This window comes from Spirosoma radiotolerans (assembly GCF_000974425.1).
In the GTDB taxonomy this organism is placed as follows: domain Bacteria; phylum Bacteroidota; class Bacteroidia; order Cytophagales; family Spirosomataceae; genus Spirosoma; species Spirosoma radiotolerans.
In genome coordinates this window covers 1,859,623-1,881,500 of sequence record NZ_CP010429.1, presented here as the reverse complement: position 1 = coordinate 1,881,500, position 21,878 = coordinate 1,859,623, and the positions used below count along the sequence as shown (strand labels likewise).

Sequence of the window (21,878 nt, the reverse complement as noted above, 5' to 3'; positions counted from 1 at the left end):
CGGCAAACAGGGTTTTTATACTAACGACTGGTTATGAGCCTTTCGTTTCTTTAGTGCCTAAGTTAATCAGGGATTATGACTTCGTAAAATGCCGTTTTGGTTTGTAACACATCCGTATAAGTAATAGAACCCGCTTCGTTACCTGTTGTTGTGAAGTCGCTTACGGGCGTATGACCAACAACCTGTTGAAAGCCAGTCAGAAAATCAACTATTGTTTCGGAACGGTCAGCCCATACAGGTCCACTGAACGCATTCGATCCACCTCGCACCAGCCCAACTTCGAATAACCTGTTCCGGTCACTCCCCGCTTGTTGATTAGCTTCATTCAATAATCCGGCCAGATTGATGTCGGGTGTAAACTCACCTGCGTTATAGCCCGTTTCCGCCAGAAAATGAGTCAGCCATTTATGGGTCGCTCCAGCATGCGTAAAGAGGAAATTGCCCTGTTGATGAGCGATCTGAAACAGGTCTTTGTGTTCAGTCAGTAAGGCGCTCAATTCAGGCTGCGCCCGTTCGCGAAATCCCGAACAGCGATAGTAGGGGAAATGCAGGTACTGCGCATCGTGATTGCCAATGAGCAGCACAAATTTATCTGGCTGACGAAGTTTACACTGGATAACCTCGTTCAGATTGCCATAAATCGTCTCGTCATCAAAAACATGACTATCGGTGTAATCACCCAAAAAAATAACGCGATCATACGCATCGGTATTAGCTTTTTTCCAAACGGTTCGCCCGTGCAGATCGCTGATGGTTAGGACATTCATAAAGTTAAGATCAACTGGTAAGTTACAAAAAAGCCCCAGCAGGTTATCCTGCTGGGGCTGATATTTGAACCGATCCGGCGGATCGGTTCAGCTTAAAGTGTCCGTTTCACTTCTTTCAGTTCGAAGCTTTCGATCACGTCACCAACTTCAATGTCATTGAAGTTACGAACGCTCAGGCCACATTCGTAGCCGAACTTCACTTCGCTGACATCTTCCTTGAAGCGTTTGAGGGCGCTGATTTCACCCGTATGCACCACAATGAAGTCCCGAATGATCCGGATTTTATTATTTCGTTTGATCGTACCATCTGTTACATAACAACCAGCTACTGTACCGATCTTGCTGATCTTGAAGACATCACGTACCTCAATGTTACCAACAATGACTTCTTCCACAGTCGGAGCTAGCAGCCCTTCCATAGCATCTTTCACTTCGTTGATCGCATCGTAGATGATGGAGTAGAGCCGTATTTCGATTTGCTCCTGCTCGGATAGTTTCCGGGCGCTGGCCGATGGCCGCACCTGGAAGCCAACGATAACCGCATCTGAAGCCGACGCCAGCAATACATCCGACTCGGAGATTTGGCCAACCGCTTTGTGGATGATGTTTACTTGAACTTCTTCCGTAGACAGTTGCAAGAGTGAATCTGAAAGTGCTTCGACTGAGCCATCCACGTCACCTTTCACAATCACATTTAACTCTTTGAAGGTACCGATTGCCTTCCGGCGACCAATTTCTTCCAGTGTAATGTGCTTGCGGGTACGCAATGTTTGCTCACGCAGTAACTGCTCCCGTTTGTTGGCGATTTCACGAGCTTCACGATCTGTTTCCATCACGTTAAACTTGTCACCCGCTTGCGGGGCACCCGGCAAACCGAGAATTTGTACGGGCTGCGAGGGACCTGCTTCCTTGATCCGCTCACCCCGGTCGTTTGTCATAGCCCGAATGCGGCCATAATGGGCGCCAACCAGCATGATATCTCCCTGGTGAAGCGTACCGTTCTCAACCAGAACGGTCGAAACGTATCCGCGACCTTTGTCGAGCGAGGCTTCAATAACTGTTCCTAGTGCCCGGCGTGACGGATTTGCCTTCAGTTCGAGCAGTTCAGCTTCAAGTAATACTTTTTCAAGCAGGTCATCAACACCCAGACCGGATTTCGAGGAGATTTCCTGCGCCTGGTATTTACCGCCCCACTCTTCCACAAGCATATTCATCGCGGCCAGCTCAGTCCGGATTTTTTCGGTATCAGCCCCCGGTTTGTCTACTTTCGAGAAAGCAAACACAATCGGAACACCAGCGACCTGCGCGTGGTTAATGGCTTCGCGTGTCTGAGGCATGATACTATCGTCGGCCGCAATCACGATGATAACAACGTCCGTTACTTTAGCACCCCGTGCACGCATGGCCGTAAAGGCTTCGTGACCAGGTGTATCGAGGAAAGTTATCATCCGGTCGCCATTGTGTTTTACGCTGTATGCACCAATGTGCTGCGTAATACCACCAGCTTCACCAGCGGCAACTTTGGCCCGACGAATGTAATCAAGCAACGATGTTTTACCATGGTCAACGTGACCCATGATGGTTACGATTGGAGCCCTTGGTTGTAATTCATCAGGCTCATCGGCTTCAACGTCGATACCAGCTTCCGTTTCGTCTTCAGCCGAGATAAATTGTACGTCGTATCCAAATTCATCCGCAATAACCGTTATCGCTTCGGCATCTAGCCGCTGGTTGATCGACACGAACATACCCAGGTTCAAACAAACCGAGATAACTTCGTTGATCGACACGTCCATCAGCGATGCCAGATCGTTGGCTGATACGAACTCAGTAACCTTCAGGGTTTTTGCTTCCAGTTCCTCCTGTTCGTTCATCAAACGACGGTCCTCTTCCCGCTGGCTCCGTCGATCACGGCGACGGTCAGCTCCACGGTTTGGCGTGTTGCCACGCATCCGGGCGTTCGTCTGCTGAATAGACTTTTGAACATCTGCCTGTGTTGGTGCTTCCCGCCGACCGGTTCCTCCTCGGTTGGCGTTGTTGCCCGTTCCACCCCGATTGGCATTGTTGCCTCCCCGGTTAGCATTGTTACCTGTTCCACCGCCTGAGCGGTTAGTATTATTTGTGTTGGCGTTATTACCCGTTCCACCCCGGTTGGCATTGTTGCCTCCCTGTCCCTGGTTCTGACCTGTCCCGTTGCCCCCAGCACGATTAACGGGTGCAGCAGTACGATCACCCTGGCCTTGCGGACGGTTGCCTTCCCGTGGTGCAGCTTCCCGTTGTCCGGTCGCCGGAGCGCGGTCGCCTTGTGGACGATCACCCTGTGTCCGGTTAGCTGGGCCACGATCGCCTTCACGAGGAGGCCGATTGCCGCCCTGTCCTTGTGGCTGACCGCCACCCTGGTTTGGCTGGTTGGGGTTGCTACCACCTTCGCGGCCACCGCGAATGCGTTTACGCTTTCCTTTCTTATCGATGTTATTGCCGCCACCACCCTGACGCGGGTTGTTGACGGGTAACTCAATTTTACCAAGAATTTTCAGGCCTCCTAACTGGTGACTACCGGCTGCCCGAATCGTTTCCGTTGCCGCATCCGGCTCTTCAGCGGGAGCCGGTTTAGCGGCTGGCTGAGGATCTGGTTTTGGCTGGTTATTGGCTGGTCGGTTTTCTTTTGGTCTTTCCAGTGCGGCTGGTTTTGGCTCTTCCTGCCGGACTGGAACTGGAGTAGCCGGCTGTTCGACCACTGCTTTTGGCGGAACCGCAGCGGGTGTAGGTTCAGCAACTACCGGCTTGGGCGTCTCCACAGGCGTGCTGTCCGCTTTAGCGACATTAGCTTGTGGTTCAGCAACAACTGGCCTAGAAACGGGTGGTGTCGAAACAGGTTTTGCTTCAGCAGGCGGTGTTGGTGCTGGCTTCGGTGTTTCTACAGCAACCGGTGCTACTGGAACAGGCGGTGCTGGTGTCACTGGCGGGGCAACCGGTTTGGGCGTTTCCACGGCAACCGGTGCTACTGGAACAGGCGATGCTGGGGACGCAACAGCGGGAGTTACCACCGCCGGTTTCACTTCCTGTGGTGCAGGAGCTTTCGCTTGCGGAGCCGGTTGTGAATAAGCAGGCTTTGCGTTCAGATCAATTTTACCCAACACTTTCAACCCTGGCAAACCGGTCTGAGCAGTCTGTGGAGTTGATTTCTGCTCTTCTGCAGTTGGTTTGGGTAAATCAGCCGGGGCTGAGTCTGGTTTGTTTTCAACATTTGGACGTCTCGCGTCATCACGACGGTACAAAACGACATCCTCCTCCTGACGACGCGGTGGCTCGGCGGCTGCAACCGGCGGTTCAGCCCGGCGAGTTCCGTTCAGGAGTTCCGTAGATTTATACTCCTTCGCTAACACCTCCAACTGTTCTGTGTTGATTTTGGTGTTAGGATTAATTTCAACCTTAAACCCTTTGGCAGACAGACTACTCGCAACAGAGGATAATCCTTTGTTGAGAATTTTTGCCACTTGGCTCAGGCGCATTGACTTTTCTTCTGCCATACTTCGGTCTATATTCGGCAAATTTAATAGTTGTTGGTAAGGTATGAACACCAGTTCCAACAATAAAAATCCCTTCGCTTCAATATTGAAGCGTTTAGGGTGCAAAAAGAGGAATAATTTAACAAAGGCGTATTCCTCTTTTTACGGTCACTGCATTTATTCGAATTCCTGTTTGAGGATATTCAAAATTTCTTCAACGGTGTCTTCTTCCAGATCGGTTCGCCGAACGAGTTCTTCTTTGTTCAGGGCCAGCACACTCTTGGCCGTATCAAGACCAACTTTGCGAAGTTCCTGAATCATCCACTCGTCGATCTCATCGGAGAATTCCATCAGGTCAACGTCTTCATCATCCTCCTGGCCTTCGTTGTCGCGGAATACATCAATTTCCATGTCAACCAACCGGCCGGCCAGTTTAATATTCTGTCCACCTTTACCAATAGCCAGCGATACCTGGTCGGGTTTCAGAAAAACGGATACGCGCTTCGTTTCCCGGTCGATTTGCATCGAACTAATTTTAGCCGGACTCAGTGCCCGACTAATCAACAGTTCGAGATTTTCGGTGTAGTTGATCACGTCGATGTTCTCATTACCGAGTTCACGAACGATACCGTGTATCCGCGATCCTTTCATACCAACACAGGCCCCAACGGGATCAATGCGGTCGTCGTACGATTCAACCGCGACTTTGGCCCGCTCGCCCGGCTCTCGAACAATCTTGCGAATTGAAATCAGGCCGTCGTAAATTTCCGGCACTTCGATCTCGAATAGGCGCTCCAAAAATACCGGCGAGGTACGTGACAGGATAATTTTAGGTGTACCGTTCAGCATATCTACCCGGCTGATTACCGCTTTGACAGCCTCCCCTTTCCGATAACGATCTTTAGGAATCTGTTCTGTACGGGGCAGGCTCAACTCGTTATTCTCGCTGTCGACCAGAATAATTTCGTGCTTCAGCAATTGGTATACTTCGGCGCCAACCAGATCACCAACCTGATCTTTATATTTTTGATAAAGGAGTTCTTTCTCCATGTCCTTTATCTTCTGAATGAGCGTCTGACGGGCTGTTTGCACAACCCGACGGCCAAAATCATCCAGCTTTACTTCTTCGGCAACTTGTTCGCCGACTTCAAAGTCATCCTGAATTTTACGCGCTTCGGCGAGGGGAATTTTATCATAATCCCAAATATCTTCCGAATCGTCGTCAACAATTTCGCGGGTCCGCCACATTTCCAGATCGCCACTTTCTGCGTTAATAATAACGTCGAAGTTTTCGTCTGTACCGTATTTTTTACGAATCATCGTCCGGAAGACATCTTCCAGAATAGTGATCATGGTAGGCCGGTCAATGTTCTTCGACCGGGCAAAATCAGCAAACGATTCTATTAATAGTCCACTGGTCATGGTAGTAAAACAGTCTGTAAGTCGTAAGTCTGTAAATCAAGGGTAGTAAGCAGTGCAGCAGCGCTGGTTTAAAACGAATCGACTTACTCCTTACTACTCTATTTAAATGATACTTCTACTTGTGCTTTTTTTATCTGCTCGAATGGAATCGGCGTAAGGCCGACTGGTGGAATTTCCGCAGCTAAATCAGCTTCTTTTTTCTTTTTACTCTTCGATACTTTTTCAGCTTCTATATCCAGCACGATGTGATCATCGGCTACAGAATCCAGCCATCCTTTTCTCGTTTTTCCATCCGTCAGAGTAACTGTTAGCTGTCGACCCACGTTTCGCGTAAACTGACGAGGGAACGTTAACGGATAATCAACTCCGGGTGATGAAATTTCGAGCGTAAATGCCGAATCTCCAAAAAAATTCATCTCATCCATCTGCCCACCCAGCCTACGGCTAATATCGGCGCAGTCATCAATTTTGATGCCTGCATCACTATCCAATAAAATAGTGACCTTCAAACGGCCACCCTGCCTTCCAGCAACCTGAATATCAACAATGTAAAACTCATCGCCATTCAGGTAAGGTTGCAGTAGTTCGGTAATTTTTGCTTTGTCGTCCATAAGGTAAGGCTAACAAAAAAGGGAGTGCGACTCCCTTTTTTAATCAATGCCATATGGTTTTTGTGCCACAAAGGTAATACGTTTATACGTGCATCGCAAGCCCCATTACGGGACCAATTGCAGGCATTCCGGGCATTATGCCTTATTTTTGGCTTTCTCAAGGTATTAGTCTCGCTCAATAACGACGATATGACGCTCAGAATGCGAGTTGGACAGTTCATCGCCTATTTTTTTCGGTCGTTGCTGTGGTCAATTAATTTACTACTGGTTTTATACACTTGTCTGGCCTATTGGCTGCTGTATAGTTTACAGACAGAGCACTGGTCGGCCAGCATGATTATGATTACGTTACCAGTAGCCTGGGTACTCAACTTCGTTGTCGTTTGCTTGTGGTTAACAGCCAGACCCTGGCGCAGTTGGCTCTCCGGGCTGGTATTGATAATCGGGCTGATTTTATTCGGTTCCCGAACATTTGTATGGCATACCCCAACTGAATTTGAGGGCAAGGGGCAACCCGTCAACGTGTTCAGTTACAATGTCCAGTCATTTGACCTGACTGCCTCCTACGACCTATATCAGAGTTCACCACGAGTTCGCCGTACGATGAACTACGTGTTGCACTATGACGCGCCCATCAAATGTTTTCAGGAATTTTATAATTCAACGACTATACCTGATTATAATCTTGTCAAACGATTTCAGGAGGCAGGCTACACGCATACAGCGTTTCTATTTCCGGAAATGGCACAGGCAACAGATGGTGATGTTGGGGTCGCTATCTTTTCTAAATATCCAATACTACAATCTGGACGTGAGCCGTTTGGCCCACAGAATGGCATTGTTTGGGCCAATGTCAAAATAGGTAATGATACGATTCGGATCATTAATGTCCATCTTCATTCAATGGGCATCCGGGTCGGTAAAGTATTAAAGCAAAAAGAAATCAAAGGCGTTCAGCGTGAAACACGTGGTGTATTAAGCGCCTTACACAACGGCTTTACCGACCGCCGGGAAGAAGTTATAAAGGTGGAACGTTACATTCATGAGAGCCCTTACCCGGTTATTGTTACCGGCGATCATAACGATACCCCCTATAGTGTGGTCTATGAACGGCTACGCCGAACCTTACCAAACAGTTTTGAGGACGCTGGTCGGGGTTTTGGGTTTACGTATAACCATTTACCGGGTTTCATTCGTATTGATCACCAGTTCCACGATCCGAAGTTGACGGTGCTGAACTTTGAAACCATCAACTACATCAAGTATTCGGACCACTACCCTATTGTAGGCACGTATGCGTTGAAATGATATAGGATATATGTGTTTCATGATACATCCTGTATCATACACCATACATCTTTCACGGGTGTGCGTTCACCCATGATTCACCATCGGTAAATACTTCTTTTTTCCAGATGGGCACCGTTTGTTTGATAGTGTCTATGATGTATCGGCAGGCTTCGAAAGCAGCAGCCCGGTGGGCAGTGGCTACACCAATCAACACCGCAATTTCACCAATTTGTAGCGTCCCTTTTCGGTGGATGATCGTGTACCGGAGAATAGGCCATCGTTGTTGCGCATCATCCGCAATTTTTTGCATTTCGGAGATGGCCATACGGTCATAAGCTTCGTATTCGAGCCGGTCTACGGGCCGTTCTTGGGTGTTATCGCGAACAACGCCAAGAAAAAAATCAATAGCCCCTGCCTGTTCCGACTGTAGATACGTTAAGGCAGCGGTAACATCAATGGGGTCGGAAGTAAGAGCAACCATAGAAAATAGAAACAAAATCAGCCTCCGCTGACAGGTGGAATAAGGGCTATTTCGTCGTGGTGAGCAAGTAGTTGTTCAGATTCGGCGTATTCGCCATTAACAGCCACCAACAGAGAACGAATGCCCGCCAAAGCAGGGTAATCCTGGTGCAGTCGGCTAAGCAGGTCGCCAACGCTGGCCCCTTCGTTAAGGGGCACAGCCACCGCCGACTGACCGGTTAAATCGCGGGTGATTCCAAATAAAAGCACCGAAACAGATTGGGTCATGAGTATAAGAAAGGCCGTTTGATAAAGCAGTACATTGCCATCAGAACGCAGCAAAGCGTCGTTGAAGTTCGCCAGGTACCAACAAAAAACTGTGCCACTGCTTTGAGGTAGTGGCACAGTTCCGAATAGTAAGAGTAGACTACTTATTTCGAGTTATCCATTTTCCGCTCAGCTTTCTTCATCTTGCGATCAGCTTTGTTGAGGGTTTTATTGGTCCCATCTTTAATATCCTCTTTTGTGTTTTTAGCCGCATCAGACATTTTGTCACCTGCCTTGTCAGCCTCACGGCCTATTTTTCTACCGGCGGCTTTTGTCGTTTCTTTTGCCTGATGTGCTGTCTCTTTAGCATTTTGCTTTGTATCCTGAGCAGATACCAGGGCAACTGAGAAGAAAAGCGCAGCTGCCAGCATTGTTAACTTTTTCATGAGAGTTGAGTTGATTCGTACTCAAAATAACTCAACAAACGAACAATTGTTTAGTCAAGATTTAGCTTTTCTTAACTTTCCCGACAAACAGCAAACACCGTAATTGTTAGTCTTTGTGCTTGAATACTTTAACCTGATACACGTAATCCTGCATGCGCTTGATCTGCTGCTTACGGGATAAGTGCGACAGTTGGCTCTTTTTATTCAGGCGGAGCGGCTGGCCTTTGAGTGAGTCAGCCGGAATATTGTTAAGTGCTTCAAGCATGTAATTCGTTTTCACGGCGAAACTGACCCCTTCGGACGTCGTTTGTTTCCCACTGATGATACCAATCACATTCCCTTTCTCGTCTAATAATGGACCGCCCGAGTTACCTGGGTTCACACCAATGGCGACCTGGTAAGCTGTGGAATCGCCCCGATAGCCAGTTCCTGAACTGAGGTAACCTTCGCCATAAACGATTTCTTCACGCGGGTAGCCGAGTGTATATACACGCTCACCCAGGTCCGACGGGCGGGCGTCGAAACTGTACGGAACGGGCGGCATTGACCGAAACGCACTATCGTCGCAAAGTTGCAGAAACGCCAAATCGTGGGCTTTATCGGCATAGACGACGCGGGCTTTGTATACTTCACCTTTCGCACTTTGAACATATACTGAATCAGCATCCCGAACGATGTGGTTGTTGGTAACAAAATAGCCGTCTCCGGTAATTAGGAAACCTGATCCCGCTACTTGTGCCGGATTAGTACTCAGGCCTCGTCCACGGCCATTATAATCATTCAACAACTTACGCTGCGACGATTTAACCGCCTGAATTTCTTTGCTTAACAGGCTATACTGCTGCTCCTGCTTGTGGCTCTGCTGATAAGACCGATAAAGAAAAATAGAGCTAAACGTAGTGATGATAGCCACCGAAGCAGCCACCGCCAATGTGGTCCGATAGGTAGTCCAAAGAGAGCGTATCTGCACGGCCGGTTCAGACCGGTAATCAGCAGCATCCTGACGGATAACGTTCATATCCGTACGCGCCTGAACAGCATTCAGCTTTTGCCTGAACCGAACTCGCTCACCATACATCCGCAGCGCATTCTCAATATCTTTTTCTTCTTCCATCTTTAAAAAGAGTTATTGAGTTGTTAGATCGAAAGACAAATAGCTGGTTTAACGGATCACTGAACCACTTTATACCCTTATGACCTGACAACGTTTACTGTTTATATTCCGAAAAGAACAACCGCTTCAACCGCATCAGACATTTATATTTCTGCGTTTTGGCATTGTCGGCATTGGTATAGCCAAACTTTTCGGTAATCTCCTGCATACTCAGGTGCTGGATATAAAAATCATCCAGCAACGTTCGACATGGTTCACCAAGCCGGGAAAGTGAGTCTGCCATCAGATCGAACTGGCGATCCCGTTCTTCATGTTCCGTTAGATCGTCGTCAATCTGCCCGGAAACAAATTCATCCGTAGCGGGCCTTTCCACATCACGTACCATATACCGGCTTCGCTGGGCTAACTGCTTCAGCCACAAGCGCCGGCCAACTGAGTAGAGGTAGGTTTTTAACTGGCAATGCAATTCCAGCGAACCACTCCTCACCTTCTCATACAGTACAATCAATGCTTCCTGATAAATATCCTTGGCATCATCTTCATTTCCGCTGTTGCTGGTGACGAAGTGGAGAACCATCGGAAAATATCGTCGGTACAATTGCGTCAATGCGTCGTCGGAGCCATCGGCCAACCCCATCAGCAACTCCTCATCGGTGAATATGGGCGACCTACTTTCCTTCATTGAGTTGAGTCATTACTTAATACAGAAACGATTGAGACGTAACCCATAAAAAAAATAAAAAAAAAGTTGGGTTACCTTTCTCCCTATAGGGTATTAACACTGACATTAATTAGTAATCACTAAACAAAAACATCCCCAAAAATATGAAAGCAATCACGAAATCCGCCTTCTTTTTCATGGCTATGATCGCCCTGGCTACGTCTTGCAGCTCGAAGAAGACCGAAAGCACCGAAACGACCACCACGACGACTGCAGATTCTGCTTCGACGATGGCTACCGATTCGACGATGGCTACGGATTCTGCTTCGACGATGTCTGCTGATAGCGCGAAGTAATTTTTGCTAAGGCACAACTGCCGGTACATCTTACCGACATCGCTATAAACGGTTAAAAGCCCTCTGACGAGTCAGGGGGCTTTTTATTTTTTGACCGTATTACATTAACACACCTGTCAACAAATTCATTTCAGTTGTGGGGGCGGCCCGTTCGTAAAGAATGGCATAAACAGCATTCGTGATGGGCATACTGACGCCAAACTGCTGATTTACCTCATAGATACTTTTTACGGCGTAGTATCCTTCTGCAATCATATTCATCTCCGCCTGTGCTGATTGTATGGTATAGCCCCGACCAATCAGCGTACCGAACGTTCGGTTTCGGCTGAAAGGGGAATAAGCCGTTACCAGTAAATCGCCCAGGTAAGCAGAGCCGCTCAAATCGCGGTGTTTGGGGTAAACGGCATCCACAAACCGCCTGATCTCCTGCATGGCATTAGACACCAGAACGGCCTGGAAATTATCGCCGTAGCCCAGTCCGCGCGTAATGCCACACGCTAAGGCAATGATGTTTTTCATAACGGCACTGTACTCGATGCCGTAAATATCATCGACGGGTGTTGTTTGTACGAAGCGACACCGGAGTAAGTCGGCGACGGCTGCGGCACAAGTTGGATTTTGAGAAGCGATGGTGAGGTAAGACTTTTTTTCAAGGGCAACTTCTTCGGCGTGGCATGGCCCGGCAATAACCGACATGCGCTCTACCGGCACATCGTATTGCTCGCTGACCCAATCCGTCACCAGTTGATTCGCGTCTGGAATCATCCCTTTGATGGCCGACACAACCGATTTGCCAACAAAGTCTGTGGGTTTCAAGCCCGTCAGGGCATCACCAATGAAGGCTGCAGGAACGGCCAGAATAATGTACTCACTATCCTTAACGGAATCTCTAATTTTTGTGCAGACCTTCACTTTACGGGTATTGATCTGTACGTCACTCAGGTAGCTTGGATTGTGTCCGAATTTTTTGATATGATCGGCGTCGGATTTTTTACGAAGCCACCATTTAACACTGACATTGTTTTCGGAGAGGATTTTAACGAGTGCCGTTGCCCAGCTTCCTCCACCTACCATTGTCAGCCGAACCGGTTGATTTACTTTCATGGGGTAAAGAAAAGAAGAAAGCAGTTGTAGGCCAAATTTGGCCCATTTAGCCCTGCCGGAATTAGTACTCTATAAAGCAAATGGGTAAGGCATCATAGCCTTACCCATTTGCTTTTACCTAAGTGCGAGCGATATTACTCGTCTTTCTCGTCTTCTTTTTTCTTGTTCTTTGTTGGATCGCGCTTAACCACCAGCTCGCCATTTTTGAGCTTCTTCGACACGGCGATGAACGGGCCTGATATGATTTGCTCGCCCGGTTTGAGGCCCGACAAGATCTCGATATTTTCGAAGTCACTAATGCCCGTTTTCACCTCCCGCTGCGTGGCTTTGCCGCCTACATTGACAAAGACAATCTCTTTAGGCTTATCTTTCTTTTCGACCACATCGGCGGGTTTTTCATCAACGGTCCCATTCGATCTATCTTTTGTTTCAGCCGTGTCGATAGCGGATGAATCGGCAGCACGGGTTGTTACGGCCGCAATTGGAACAGCCAGCACACCCGACTTACGATCCGTAATGATCTCGACAGAAGCCGTCATTCCGGGTTTGAAGGGATAGCCTTTTTTATCTTTTAGGGCCAGCAGATCAGCGTATGAGGTATTTAGGATTTTAACTTTTATCTCAAACTCCGTAACAGCATCGGCCGATAGAGATGCAGCCGCTCCCGATGAACTCGTTAATCCGTTGGCCGTGTTGGCAATCTCATATACAACACCCTTAAATTTGCGGCCAGCAGTCGTGTATGAATCCACTTCAATATCCGCCGTGTCGCCGAGGTTAACTCGTACAATGTCGTTCTCGTTGACATTGACCCGCACTTCCATGTTCTGCAAATTGGCGATCCGCATAATTTCGGTACCTGCCATTTGTGATGTTCCTACTACACGTTCACCCAGCTCAATATTAAGCTTGGAAACCGTGCCATTGACCGGACAATAGATGGATGTTTTGCGCAGGTTTTCGTTGGCATCGCGCAGGCTGGCTTCGGCGCTCTGAATGTTAAATTGAGACGCTCTTACGTTGGCGTTGGCTGCTTCAACCTCCTGTTTGGCAACGTTGTAATTGGCCTCGCTAGTTTCCAGATCGGCAGACGAAATTACCTTATCCGCGAACAGTTTACGATTCCGATCATAATCTGCTTTAGCCCGAATCAGACGAGCGCTCGATTGAGCTACGGATGCTTTTGATTGTTCTAGCTGCGCCCGGCTTTGGTTGACGGCCGCCCGCGCCCGCGCCAGGAGTGATTCGTAGTTGTCGGGGCGGATACGGCACAGCAGTTGACCGGCCTTAACGGGGTCGCCTTCATTGACATAAAGACCGATGATTTCGCCTGATACGTCAGGGCTAATTTTCACTTCAACCTGAGGCTGAACCCGCCCCGAGGCACTAACATGTTCGGTAATATCGAGACGCTTGACCAACGCGAAGTCAACCTCCGTTGATTTCGGTTTGCCCAGCATACCCGCCTGTTTTGCGGCTACTAATCCTCCAACGAGTAGGACTAGCAGTCCACCCAATATCCACCAAATGCGACTTGACTTCTTTTTCATGATCAGGGAATTAGTGAAGGAGTAACAGAATGAACATACGATATCTGTTCACTCAATCACTAATTCACTAACTTAATTAAAACTAAGCGGTTTGTTCTGATAATAATCTAAAATTTTTGTCCGGAAAACGTAGTCGTACTTAGCCTGTACCAGGCTATTCCGGGCACGATCCAGATTCGTTTTAGCAATGCTATAATCAGTGGCGTTGATAGCGCCAGCGTTCAGTCGACTTTCGGCTACCTGAAACGCCTTTTCCAGCGATGCTACCTGCACTTGAGTAGCTTTAAATTTATTGGCGGCCGCACGCATGCTTGTATAAGCCGTCTCAATTTGCTGACGCAGTGTCAACCGGGTATTTTGAGCCGTTAATTCAGCGTTTTGTTGCTGAATTTTGGCGGTTGTAATCCGGTTACGGGACAAATTACCCTGAAAAATAGGAACTCGTAAAAATAAAGAAGCAGACCGATTGAAGTTATTCTGTATCTGATTAAAATAGCTCACGTTTACTACATCTGACCCATTTATGGTTGTATATACGGGCACTTGAGAACCATTCGCATCTGTAAAAAACCCGGTGATTTGTTGACGTGTCGTTCCGTTGGGTATCTGTTGCTGATTGGCCGCACTTGAATACAGACTGCTTAAGTTGCCATTCAATGTCAACACCGGATAAAGAGCCCCTTTAGCCACCTGAACGCCCAAAGCAGCCCCTTTTACGCGCAAATCGGCCCCTTTCACTTCGGGCAAATTTCCGACGGCCACATCGAAAAGTTGCTGTACAGATGCCTCGTAAGGCGTTAAACCTGGATCTGGAACATTGATCTGTTCAACCTCAAATTCCTGATTTATGGGCACATTCATGGCCTGAAGTAACGAAACCTTGGCCAAGTCCAGCGTATTTTGTGCCGTCACAATATCCACTTCATTGCTGGCCAGCGTTGCCCGAAGTTCGTATAAGTTTGCTTCAGGAGCCGATCCGGCATTCACCAAACGCTGTGTTCGATCTAGTTGTGCCCGGGTTACATCGGCCTGCCGCTGCGCAACGGCCAATTGTTCAGAACCGACTAAAACGTTCAGGTAATTTTGCGCAACCGTAAGCGATACATTGTTTTTTGTCGCATTTAGCTCTTGTTGGCTCGCCTGTAGAATCAAGTCATTTTGCTTAATGGTATTTCTCAAAACCATACCATTATATAACGTTGCCGAGGCATTCAGCTGATAATTTCCCGAAGAAATGGATTGCTGAATGAAACCATTGGACTGCGGGTTGATGCTCCGACCACCGTTTAAGCCCTGATTGGCCTGGAAGTTAGTTGTCGGTAAGAGATTTAATCGTGACTGATGTAATTGTAAATCACTGTTGGCAACCGTTAGTTGCCCCTGCCGAATCTGAATGTTATTCTGTTGAGCAATTTCGATACACTGCTGTAAATTTAGCCGATTCGAGGCACTCGTTCCACTACCGGGCGATACAGCCGAAACTGTATTCTGTGCGTATGTTGCCGACAAACCTGTCGTTAGCAATAGGGTCATTACAACCCGCACCTGTTTCCACGCCACTTGCATACTCATAGTATTTGATGGTTCAATGATACAAACTTACCTTCGGCGCGGCTATCGTTTTGGGATAAACGGCGCAAACAAAGCATGTTTCTGGTTTATAATTCGGATATACTCTCTGAAGGCGACTTTCGCCTGGCAATCAATGACCGCGCTTTTCAGTATGGCGACGGCCTCTTCGAAACAATTCGGTACGAAACTAGCCGGGTGTGGTTCTGGCCCGACCACTTTGCCCGCCTGTCGGGAGGTATGTCGGCTCTCCATCTTATCCGACCGACGAACTTTACCGCTGAGATCATTCACGAGACTATTCTTCATCTGCTTAGCGCCAACGGACTTACCCATCAACCCGCCCGAATCAAGATTCAGGTTTGGCGGCAAACTGGTGGTTTATACACCCCTGCCACGAATGAAGTCAATATACTCATCACGGTGCGGCCCGGAGTGCCCTTTTCAATCACAGAAAAAGCCCAAACAGGAATTTATGACGCCTTTCGGTTATCACCTTCCCCCGTTTCGGCTTTTAAAACCCTGAATGCCCTTCCTTATGTGCTGGCAGGCGTGCATAAAGAACAACATAAATTCGACGATGTCATTTTGCTCGATACCGGCGGTCACCTTGCCGAATGCCTGGCCTCTGCCCTGTTTTGGTACGCTAACGAAACGCTCTACACGCCTTCATTACAAACCGGCTGCATCAACGGTATTGTCCGCCAGCAACTTTTACGTACAGGTTCAGGTTTGGAAATTTCCCTGCAGGAAGGACTATATAAACCTGAAGTCCTTCGTGAAGCCCAGGCCGTATTTTGCGCCAATGTCATGGGTATTCAGTGGTTGAATCGAATCAATAACGACAACATAACTCCGTCGGATGAGATAAAAGAGCAACTTAGTGCACTATGGCGTCACATCCAGAGTTGAGGGTTCCAGCCAGCCGTCTTTTAGCCGTATAATCCGCGATCCATATTCGGCATTTGCTTCCGAGTGCGTTACCTGCACAATGGTCACCCCATCTTTTTGATTCAGTTCCCGGAATATGTCCATAATGTCGCGGGCCTGATCGGAATGAAGGTTCCCCGTTGGTTCGTCCGCAAAAATAACGGACGGGTATGCCGCCAGCGCCCGGGCGATGCCCACCAATTGCTGCTGCCCACCCGATAATTGGGCCGGAAACAAATCTTTCCGGGCTACGATATTGAACCGGTCAAGCAATTCGGCCACGCGGCTTTTGCGCTCGGAGCCACTCAATCCCTTGTAGAGTAAGGGCGTTTCAATGTTTTCATATACCGTCAACTCATCGATTAGGTGATAAGCCTGAAACACGAAGCCGATTTGTGTCCGGTGGAGTTCAGTACGTCTCTTTTCGGATAGTTTCTGCACCGGATGATCGTCGAGCAGGTATTCACCTTCAGATGGTTCTTCCAGCAGGCCCAAAATGTGCAGTAAGGTAGACTTGCCCGACCCCGACGGTCCCATGATCGACACAAACTCGCCCTTGGCGATGTCGAGGGTAATGTTACGCAGCACATAGACCCGTCCAAAGCCAGCCGGGTAGTATTTAGAGACGTTGTGGAGTTGAATCATAATTAGTTACTTTTGAAAAGGTTTTTACGTAGGTTAAGACAACGTGAATTTCTGGTGATTATAGCATTCTGGATGAGTTCGTTCAGGATTACAACACCCGAGTTTGGTTTAGGTATCCGAAAGCAAACGGTGGGTTGACCAAACACTCATCTTTTCCGATGGTTTTACAGCTGGATTTAAATTCTTTTCTTTAGCGGTTCAAGCGTCGTGCCAGATTTACAAAAGGCTAACTGACAGAAGTTTAGAGACTTCTCAAGTACCAGCAACGTCCGCTTACGGACAAATATACCGTTGAAATCGGACACCTTTTCAGTTCGTCATGCAACGCAACCGACTTTTTCGTCATCTATTGATAAATGTAAAAACACCTACACAATGAAAGCAATTGCTCTAACACTTTTCATGCTGATAGCGGGTTTACAAACCGCTATCAGCCAGGGAAAAATAGACCGGACGGTTTCGGGTTTCACGGGTCTGAGTGTAACCAGTGGTATAGACGTTTACCTGACGCAGGGCAATTCGGAAAAATTGACCCTCGACGTAAAAGGTATGGATGAAGACCAGATCGTTTCGCGGGTGAAAAACGGCGTTCTCGAACTTTACATCGACCGGAAGGGAATGAACTGGAATTTCAATCGAAACAACTCTGTGAAGGCCTATATCACCTTCAAACAGTTAACTAACTTACAAGCCGGGGGCGGCTCCGATGTGTTTGGTCAGGGAACACTGTCGTTCAACGATTTGAACGTAGACGCATCGGGCGGCTCCGACGTTAAACTAGACCTCAAAGCGGATCGGTTAAATGTGTCGGCATCGGGTGGAGCTGATGCGGTTTTACAAGGATCGGCCCGGACATTGAATGCAAATGGCTCGGGCGGCTCCGATCTTGATGCGCGCAAACTCATCGTTGAGACCTGCAATGCCAACTCATCCGGGGGCTCCGACGTGTATGTCAACGCCAGTAAAGAAATGAGTTTGAAAGCGTCAGGAGGTTCCGATATCTATTATTATGGCCCAGGCAGAGTGCTGGCAAGTAGTAAATCAGGCGGCTCCGATATTAAGCGGAAAGATTAGAAAAAGAGCGAAAGAGTGAAAGAGTGAAAGAGCGAATAACTAATTTCGCTCTTTCACTCTTTCACTCTTTCACCATTTTGACACCTACTATCGGAATTCTCGGCGGGGGCCAGCTGGGCCTGATGCTCTTGCAGGCCTCCATTGACTGGAACCTTCGCGTTCATGTACTCGACGCCGACGCCGAAGCTCCCTGTCGGCATCTTTGCACTCAATTTACCCAGGGCTCACTAACCGATTATGATACGGTTTATCAGTTTGGTCAGGCCGTTGACGTATTGACCATTGAAATTGAGCGCGTCAATGTGGAAGCCCTCGAAGCGCTCGAACGCGAGGGAAAGCGGGTATTTCCACAACCTTCTGTCATCCGTATTATTCAGGATAAGCGATTACAGAAACAATTTTATCGCGACCATAACCTACCGACAGCCGATTTCATTTTAACCGATACGCGTGCCGATGTCGCTTTAGTTGAGATTCAACAACCCGACTTTTTGCCTGCTTTTCATAAGCTCGGCCGCGATGGCTATGACGGCCGGGGCGTTCAGCGGATTGCGTCGGTTGCCGATGTCGGGAAAGCGTTCGATGCCCCCGGTGTCCTCGAAAAAGCAGTTGATTTTGAAAAAGAATTAGCTGTCATCGTGGCCCGGAATGAGCGGGGCGAGATCCAAACTTTTCCAACGGTCGAGATGGTATTTCACCCCGACTTGAATTTGGTAGAATACCTGTTTGCTCCGGCAGAAATTTCGGAAGCAATTGACCTGCAAGCACAGGACATTGCCCGGCGTACTACCGAAGCCTTTGGCATTGTGGGACTACTGGCCGTTGAGTTGTTTCTGGATAAACAAGGCAACGTGTTGATCAATGAAGTCGCTCCGCGCCCGCACAACAGCGGCCATCACACCATGCGCGCCAATGTTACATCACAGTTTGAGCAGCATTGGCGCGCTATTTTAAACTATCCCCTCGGCGACACGACAGCCTACCAACCGGCTGCTATGGTCAACCTGCTTGGCGAAGAAAATCAAACTGGCCCTGCCGTTTACGAAGGCCTGGAAAATTTACTAGCTATGCCGGGTGTATTCCCGTTTTTCTACGGAAAAGCCATCACCAAACCGTTCCGCAAAATGGGCCACGTCACCGTCATGGATCAATCGCTGGATACCCTTCGCGAAAAAGTAAGCGATGTACGGCAAGGCATCCGGGTGATCTCAACGTAGAGACCGGCGGACCGGTCTCTACGTTGACTAGGCGACAGTATTCTCCAAGGTACCAATCCCGTCGATGGTGATCCTGATTACATCGCCCGACCGAAGGGTAAAATCATCGGGTGGCACAATACCGGTGCCCGTCATCAGGAAGCACCCATACGAAAAGGAACACTCGCGGTATAGGAACGAGACAAGTTCGGTATGCTGCCGTTTCATCTGATTAATGGCGATGTTATTGGTAAAAGCCGCCTGCTCATCACGAATAATTTCCAGGCGGATTTGTGTATCAGAAGCAATGGGCACTTCCGGAACATACAGGCACGGGCCAAGAGCTGCGCTGCCGTCATAACTTTTGGCCTGAGGTAGATACAACGGATTTTCTCCCTCGATACTCCGCGAACTCATGTCGTTTCCGCAGGTATAACCCACAATTTTGCCCGACGATGTAATGAACAACGTCAGTTCCGGCTCTGGCACATTCCAGGTCGAATCAGCCCGAATACGAACCGCTGCACCCGGCCCCACTACCCGTTCGGGGGTCGACTTGAAGAATAATTCCGGCCGCTCGGCGTCATAAACCCGGTCGTAAAAATTGTCTCCTCCCGATTTTTTCGACTCCTCCATACGGGCGTCGCGACTCCGTAGATAGGTTACTCCCGACGCCCACACTTCCTGTCGGCCAATGGGTGCGAGCAAGCCCGTTTTGAGCCAGTCCTGATAGGCATCCGATGGAGTCGCCACCGCAGTCAGCGTAATGAGAAATTCATGTAAATCATCCCGGTTAATTAATTCGTCCCAATCATCGGCTGGAACAGAATAAAACTGATCTTGGAAGTGGACGACAATGCCGGAGCGGGTTTTGTAGAGGTTCATATAAGACAAACTAAGCGGTAATTGGCCAACAAACAGGCCCATTTCTCAGTAAAAGGTGTTATATTAGATAGTTTACTGTCAACCCAAGATGCTGCAAAAAACACGGGGTATTGCCCTCAGCTATATTCGTTACCGCGAAACCTCCATCATTGCCCGCGTATACACCGAAGAGTTTGGCCTGCAAAGCTATATCGTCAACAGCGTGCGAACGGCCAAGAGCAAAAATAACCGTATTGCTCTTTTTCAGCCATTAACGTTGCTGGAAATGGTGGTTTATTACAAAAGTGACCGCGATCTGACCCGGCTTTCGGAAGTGAAAACTAATTTTCCGTTCCAGAGCTTGCCCTTCGAAGTGGGCAAATCTACCATTGCCATGTTTGTGACGGAAATGCTGAATAAAGTGCTGAAAGAAGAAACGGGTAGTCCAACACTTTTCCGATTTCTGGTTGAGTCAGTGGTTTTTCTGGAAGAAGCAAAGGTAAATTACGAGAATTTCCACCTGATTTTTCTGTTAAAGCTTTCGTTCTTCCTGGGTTTCGGGCCGGAGAGTGCGCGTGAGTTCGAGAGCCAGCTCCGCGAAAACTCCTATCCGTTCTTACCCGACGAGGAGATGGATGCAGCACTCAACACGATGCTGCGTCAGCCGTTCGGCACGCCAATCAAATTAGACCGCTCCGCCCGGAATGAACTGGCCGATGCCCTGGTAACTTATTACCACATTCACATTGATTCGCTGGGTGAAGTAAAATCGCTGCCAGTGCTACGCGAAGTTTTGGGATAGTCATCAGCTTTTATGCAGGAAATTACGTTTGAGCACTTTACTGATTTCATTCGACAGCATGCAGGAGTTTCCAGCAAGAGGCTAATTACTCCATCTACACAATTTGAGAAAGATTTGGGTATTACCGGTGATGATGGTATAGAATTTCTCGAAGCGATAGAGAGACACTATGGTGTTGCCTTCTGTAAGGATGAACAAGGGTTTCGCGAAATGTTCAAACTAGGCCCGAATGAATATTTATTTCACAGTGAAGGGTTTGGTATCCCATTTTGGTGGTTTGGCCAAAAGCCTGTTGTCCGCGCTTTTACAGTTGGTGAGTTCTATACAATCCTTCAAGCATTGTTTAGCAATTAGACCTTGCGTTTGAGTTCGAAATGTTGCCCGAGATACACCCGGCGTACCTGTTCGTCGTTGGCTAATTCTTCGGCGGTTCCCTGCTTTAGAATTTTCCCTTCGAACAACAGATAGGCCCGGTCGGTGATGGAGAGCGTTTCGTTCACGTTATGGTCGGTGATCAGGATGCCAATGTTCCGGTGTTTCAGTTTAGCGACGATACTTTGAATGTCCTCAACGGCAATCGGATCGACACCAGCAAACGGTTCATCGAGCAAGATGAATTTGGGGTCCACGGCCAGCGCCCGGGCAATCTCCGTCCGTCGGCGCTCCCCCCCGGAAAGTACCTTTCCTTTGCTTTTCCGAACGTGCGTCAGACTAAATTCTTCGAGCAGCTCTTCTACCTTTTCCTTTTGCTTAGCTTTCGGCAAATCGGTCATTTCCAGAACGGCGAGCACATTTTCTTCAACCGACAGGTCGCGGAATACGGAGGCTTCCTGCGCCAGATAGCCCAGACCAAGACGGGCCCGTTTGTACATGGGCAGATCGGTCACATCCATATCGTCGATAAAAACTTTCCCGCTATTGGGCTTCACCAGCCCAACGGCCATATAAAACGAAGTTGTTTTACCGGCTCCGTTTGGGCCCAGGAGCCCCACAATTTCGCCGGTTTCAACCTGGTAGGATACATTGTTGTTGACCAACCGTGATCCGTATTTTTTAATCAAATTTTCAGTTCTGAGAATCATTCTTCTGCGTTCTTGCTACACGCTGCTGCGCTATCGACCGGTAGCACAAAGTTCGGGGTATTGAAACCCACTGCCAACTATTTCCATGAACAGCAAGGCCCAATACCAATTTATTAACAAATTTTACGGGTAAATGGAGCAACGAAGTGGTCGGACGCCG

General features: G+C 48.4%; 22 protein-coding genes. 6 read left to right on the top strand and 16 right to left on the bottom strand.

Going from position 1 to position 21,878, the window contains the following annotated elements; translation table 11 throughout:
- Nucleotides 1-62: 62 nt before the first annotated feature.
- From SD10_RS07450 to SD10_RS07435, 4 genes are all read right to left on the bottom strand, one after another.
- Nucleotides 63-767, bottom strand: coding sequence for a metallophosphoesterase (locus SD10_RS07450; protein WP_046376366.1), 705 nt, complete (start codon nt 765-767; stop codon nt 63-65).
- A 92-nt stretch (nt 768-859) separates the two neighbouring features.
- On the bottom strand, nt 860-4,297 hold the full coding sequence (gene infB, locus SD10_RS07445; RefSeq protein WP_046376365.1) for a translation initiation factor IF-2: 3,438 nt from the start codon (nt 4,295-4,297) through the stop codon (nt 860-862).
- A gap of 156 nt (nt 4,298-4,453) precedes the next feature.
- Nucleotides 4,454-5,698 carry a transcription termination factor NusA gene (nusA, locus tag SD10_RS07440; protein ID WP_046376364.1) on the bottom strand — a complete coding sequence of 415 codons (1,245 nt, stop codon included), beginning with the start codon at nt 5,696-5,698 and terminating at the stop codon, nt 4,454-4,456.
- A 98-nt stretch (nt 5,699-5,796) separates the two neighbouring features.
- Entirely contained in the window at nt 5,797-6,309 is a 513-nt protein-coding gene (locus SD10_RS07435; RefSeq protein ID WP_046376363.1) for a ribosome maturation factor RimP, read from the bottom strand.
- Nucleotides 6,310-6,498: 189 nt separating this feature from the next.
- Between SD10_RS07435 and SD10_RS07430 the strand changes: the two genes are divergently transcribed.
- The gene (locus SD10_RS07430; protein ID WP_046579184.1) at nt 6,499-7,617 is read left to right on the top strand and encodes an endonuclease/exonuclease/phosphatase family protein; all 1,119 of its coding nucleotides are present in this window, start codon (nt 6,499-6,501) and stop codon (nt 7,615-7,617) included.
- A gap of 52 nt (nt 7,618-7,669) precedes the next feature.
- Here the strand turns inward: SD10_RS07430 and SD10_RS07425 are convergent, their stop codons facing one another.
- The 9 genes from SD10_RS07425 to SD10_RS07385 form a co-directional block, all read right to left on the bottom strand.
- Nucleotides 7,670-8,080, bottom strand: a complete 411-nt coding sequence (locus SD10_RS07425) for a molybdenum cofactor biosynthesis protein MoaE (protein ID WP_046376362.1) — start codon at nt 8,078-8,080, stop codon at nt 7,670-7,672.
- 17 nt (nt 8,081-8,097) lie between these two features.
- Nucleotides 8,098-8,346, bottom strand: coding sequence for a MoaD/ThiS family protein (locus SD10_RS07420; RefSeq protein WP_046579183.1), 249 nt, complete (start codon nt 8,344-8,346; stop codon nt 8,098-8,100).
- A 143-nt stretch (nt 8,347-8,489) separates the two neighbouring features.
- Complete coding sequence (locus tag SD10_RS07415) at nt 8,490-8,771, bottom strand: hypothetical protein (protein ID WP_046376361.1); 282 nt, start codon at nt 8,769-8,771, stop codon at nt 8,490-8,492.
- 106 nt (nt 8,772-8,877) lie between these two features.
- On the bottom strand, nt 8,878-9,885 hold the full coding sequence (locus tag SD10_RS07410) for a S1C family serine protease (RefSeq protein WP_046376360.1): 1,008 nt from the start codon (nt 9,883-9,885) through the stop codon (nt 8,878-8,880).
- A 94-nt stretch (nt 9,886-9,979) separates the two neighbouring features.
- Nucleotides 9,980-10,567 (bottom strand): RNA polymerase sigma factor, encoded by a 588-nt coding sequence (locus SD10_RS07405; protein ID WP_046376359.1) that lies wholly within the window; start codon nt 10,565-10,567, stop codon nt 9,980-9,982.
- A gap of 109 nt (nt 10,568-10,676) precedes the next feature.
- The gene (locus tag SD10_RS07400) at nt 10,677-10,931 is read right to left on the bottom strand and encodes a hypothetical protein (RefSeq protein WP_227699166.1); all 255 of its coding nucleotides are present in this window, start codon (nt 10,929-10,931) and stop codon (nt 10,677-10,679) included.
- 70 nt (nt 10,932-11,001) lie between these two features.
- Nucleotides 11,002-12,006, bottom strand: a complete 1,005-nt coding sequence (locus SD10_RS07395; RefSeq protein WP_046376358.1) for an NAD(P)H-dependent glycerol-3-phosphate dehydrogenase — start codon at nt 12,004-12,006, stop codon at nt 11,002-11,004.
- A gap of 134 nt (nt 12,007-12,140) precedes the next feature.
- Nucleotides 12,141-13,556 (bottom strand): efflux RND transporter periplasmic adaptor subunit, encoded by a 1,416-nt coding sequence (locus tag SD10_RS07390; protein ID WP_046376357.1) that lies wholly within the window; start codon nt 13,554-13,556, stop codon nt 12,141-12,143.
- 72 nt (nt 13,557-13,628) lie between these two features.
- Entirely contained in the window at nt 13,629-15,128 is a 1,500-nt protein-coding gene (locus SD10_RS07385) for a TolC family protein (protein ID WP_316933133.1), read from the bottom strand.
- 75 nt (nt 15,129-15,203) lie between these two features.
- Between SD10_RS07385 and SD10_RS07380 the strand changes: the two genes are divergently transcribed.
- Entirely contained in the window at nt 15,204-16,037 is an 834-nt protein-coding gene (locus tag SD10_RS07380) for an aminotransferase class IV (protein ID WP_046376356.1), read from the top strand.
- Here the strand turns inward: SD10_RS07380 and SD10_RS07375 are convergent.
- A complete protein-coding gene (locus SD10_RS07375) occupies nt 16,014-16,700 on the bottom strand; it encodes an ABC transporter ATP-binding protein (RefSeq protein WP_046376355.1) in 687 nt (228 codons plus the stop codon). The two genes, SD10_RS07380 and SD10_RS07375, sit on opposite strands and share 24 nt — an antisense overlap.
- A 375-nt stretch (nt 16,701-17,075) precedes the next feature.
- On the opposite strand from SD10_RS07375, the gene SD10_RS07370 reads away from it, so the two are divergent.
- Together SD10_RS07370 and SD10_RS07365 are read left to right on the top strand one after the other, a co-directional pair.
- Nucleotides 17,076-17,774, top strand: coding sequence for a head GIN domain-containing protein (locus SD10_RS07370; RefSeq protein WP_046376354.1), 699 nt, complete (start codon nt 17,076-17,078; stop codon nt 17,772-17,774).
- A 122-nt stretch (nt 17,775-17,896) separates the two neighbouring features.
- Nucleotides 17,897-18,991 (top strand): 5-(carboxyamino)imidazole ribonucleotide synthase, encoded by a 1,095-nt coding sequence (locus SD10_RS07365; RefSeq protein WP_046579176.1) that lies wholly within the window; start codon nt 17,897-17,899, stop codon nt 18,989-18,991.
- A gap of 27 nt (nt 18,992-19,018) precedes the next feature.
- Here the strand turns inward: SD10_RS07365 and SD10_RS07360 are convergent, their stop codons facing one another.
- A complete protein-coding gene (locus SD10_RS07360; protein WP_046579173.1) occupies nt 19,019-19,855 on the bottom strand; it encodes a fumarylacetoacetate hydrolase family protein in 837 nt (278 codons plus the stop codon).
- 88 nt (nt 19,856-19,943) lie between these two features.
- On the opposite strand from SD10_RS07360, the gene recO reads away from it, so the two are divergent.
- Entirely contained in the window at nt 19,944-20,636 is a 693-nt protein-coding gene (gene recO, locus SD10_RS07355) for a DNA repair protein RecO (RefSeq protein ID WP_046376353.1), read from the top strand.
- A gap of 12 nt (nt 20,637-20,648) precedes the next feature.
- On the top strand, nt 20,649-20,990 hold the full coding sequence (locus SD10_RS07350; protein WP_046376352.1) for a hypothetical protein: 342 nt from the start codon (nt 20,649-20,651) through the stop codon (nt 20,988-20,990).
- Here SD10_RS07350 and lptB read toward each other — a convergent pair.
- Nucleotides 20,987-21,718 carry an LPS export ABC transporter ATP-binding protein gene (lptB, locus tag SD10_RS07345; protein WP_046376351.1) on the bottom strand — a complete coding sequence of 244 codons (732 nt, stop codon included), beginning with the start codon at nt 21,716-21,718 and terminating at the stop codon, nt 20,987-20,989. The genes SD10_RS07350 and lptB overlap by 4 nt on opposite strands.
- Between the last annotated feature and the right edge of the window lie 160 nt (nt 21,719-21,878).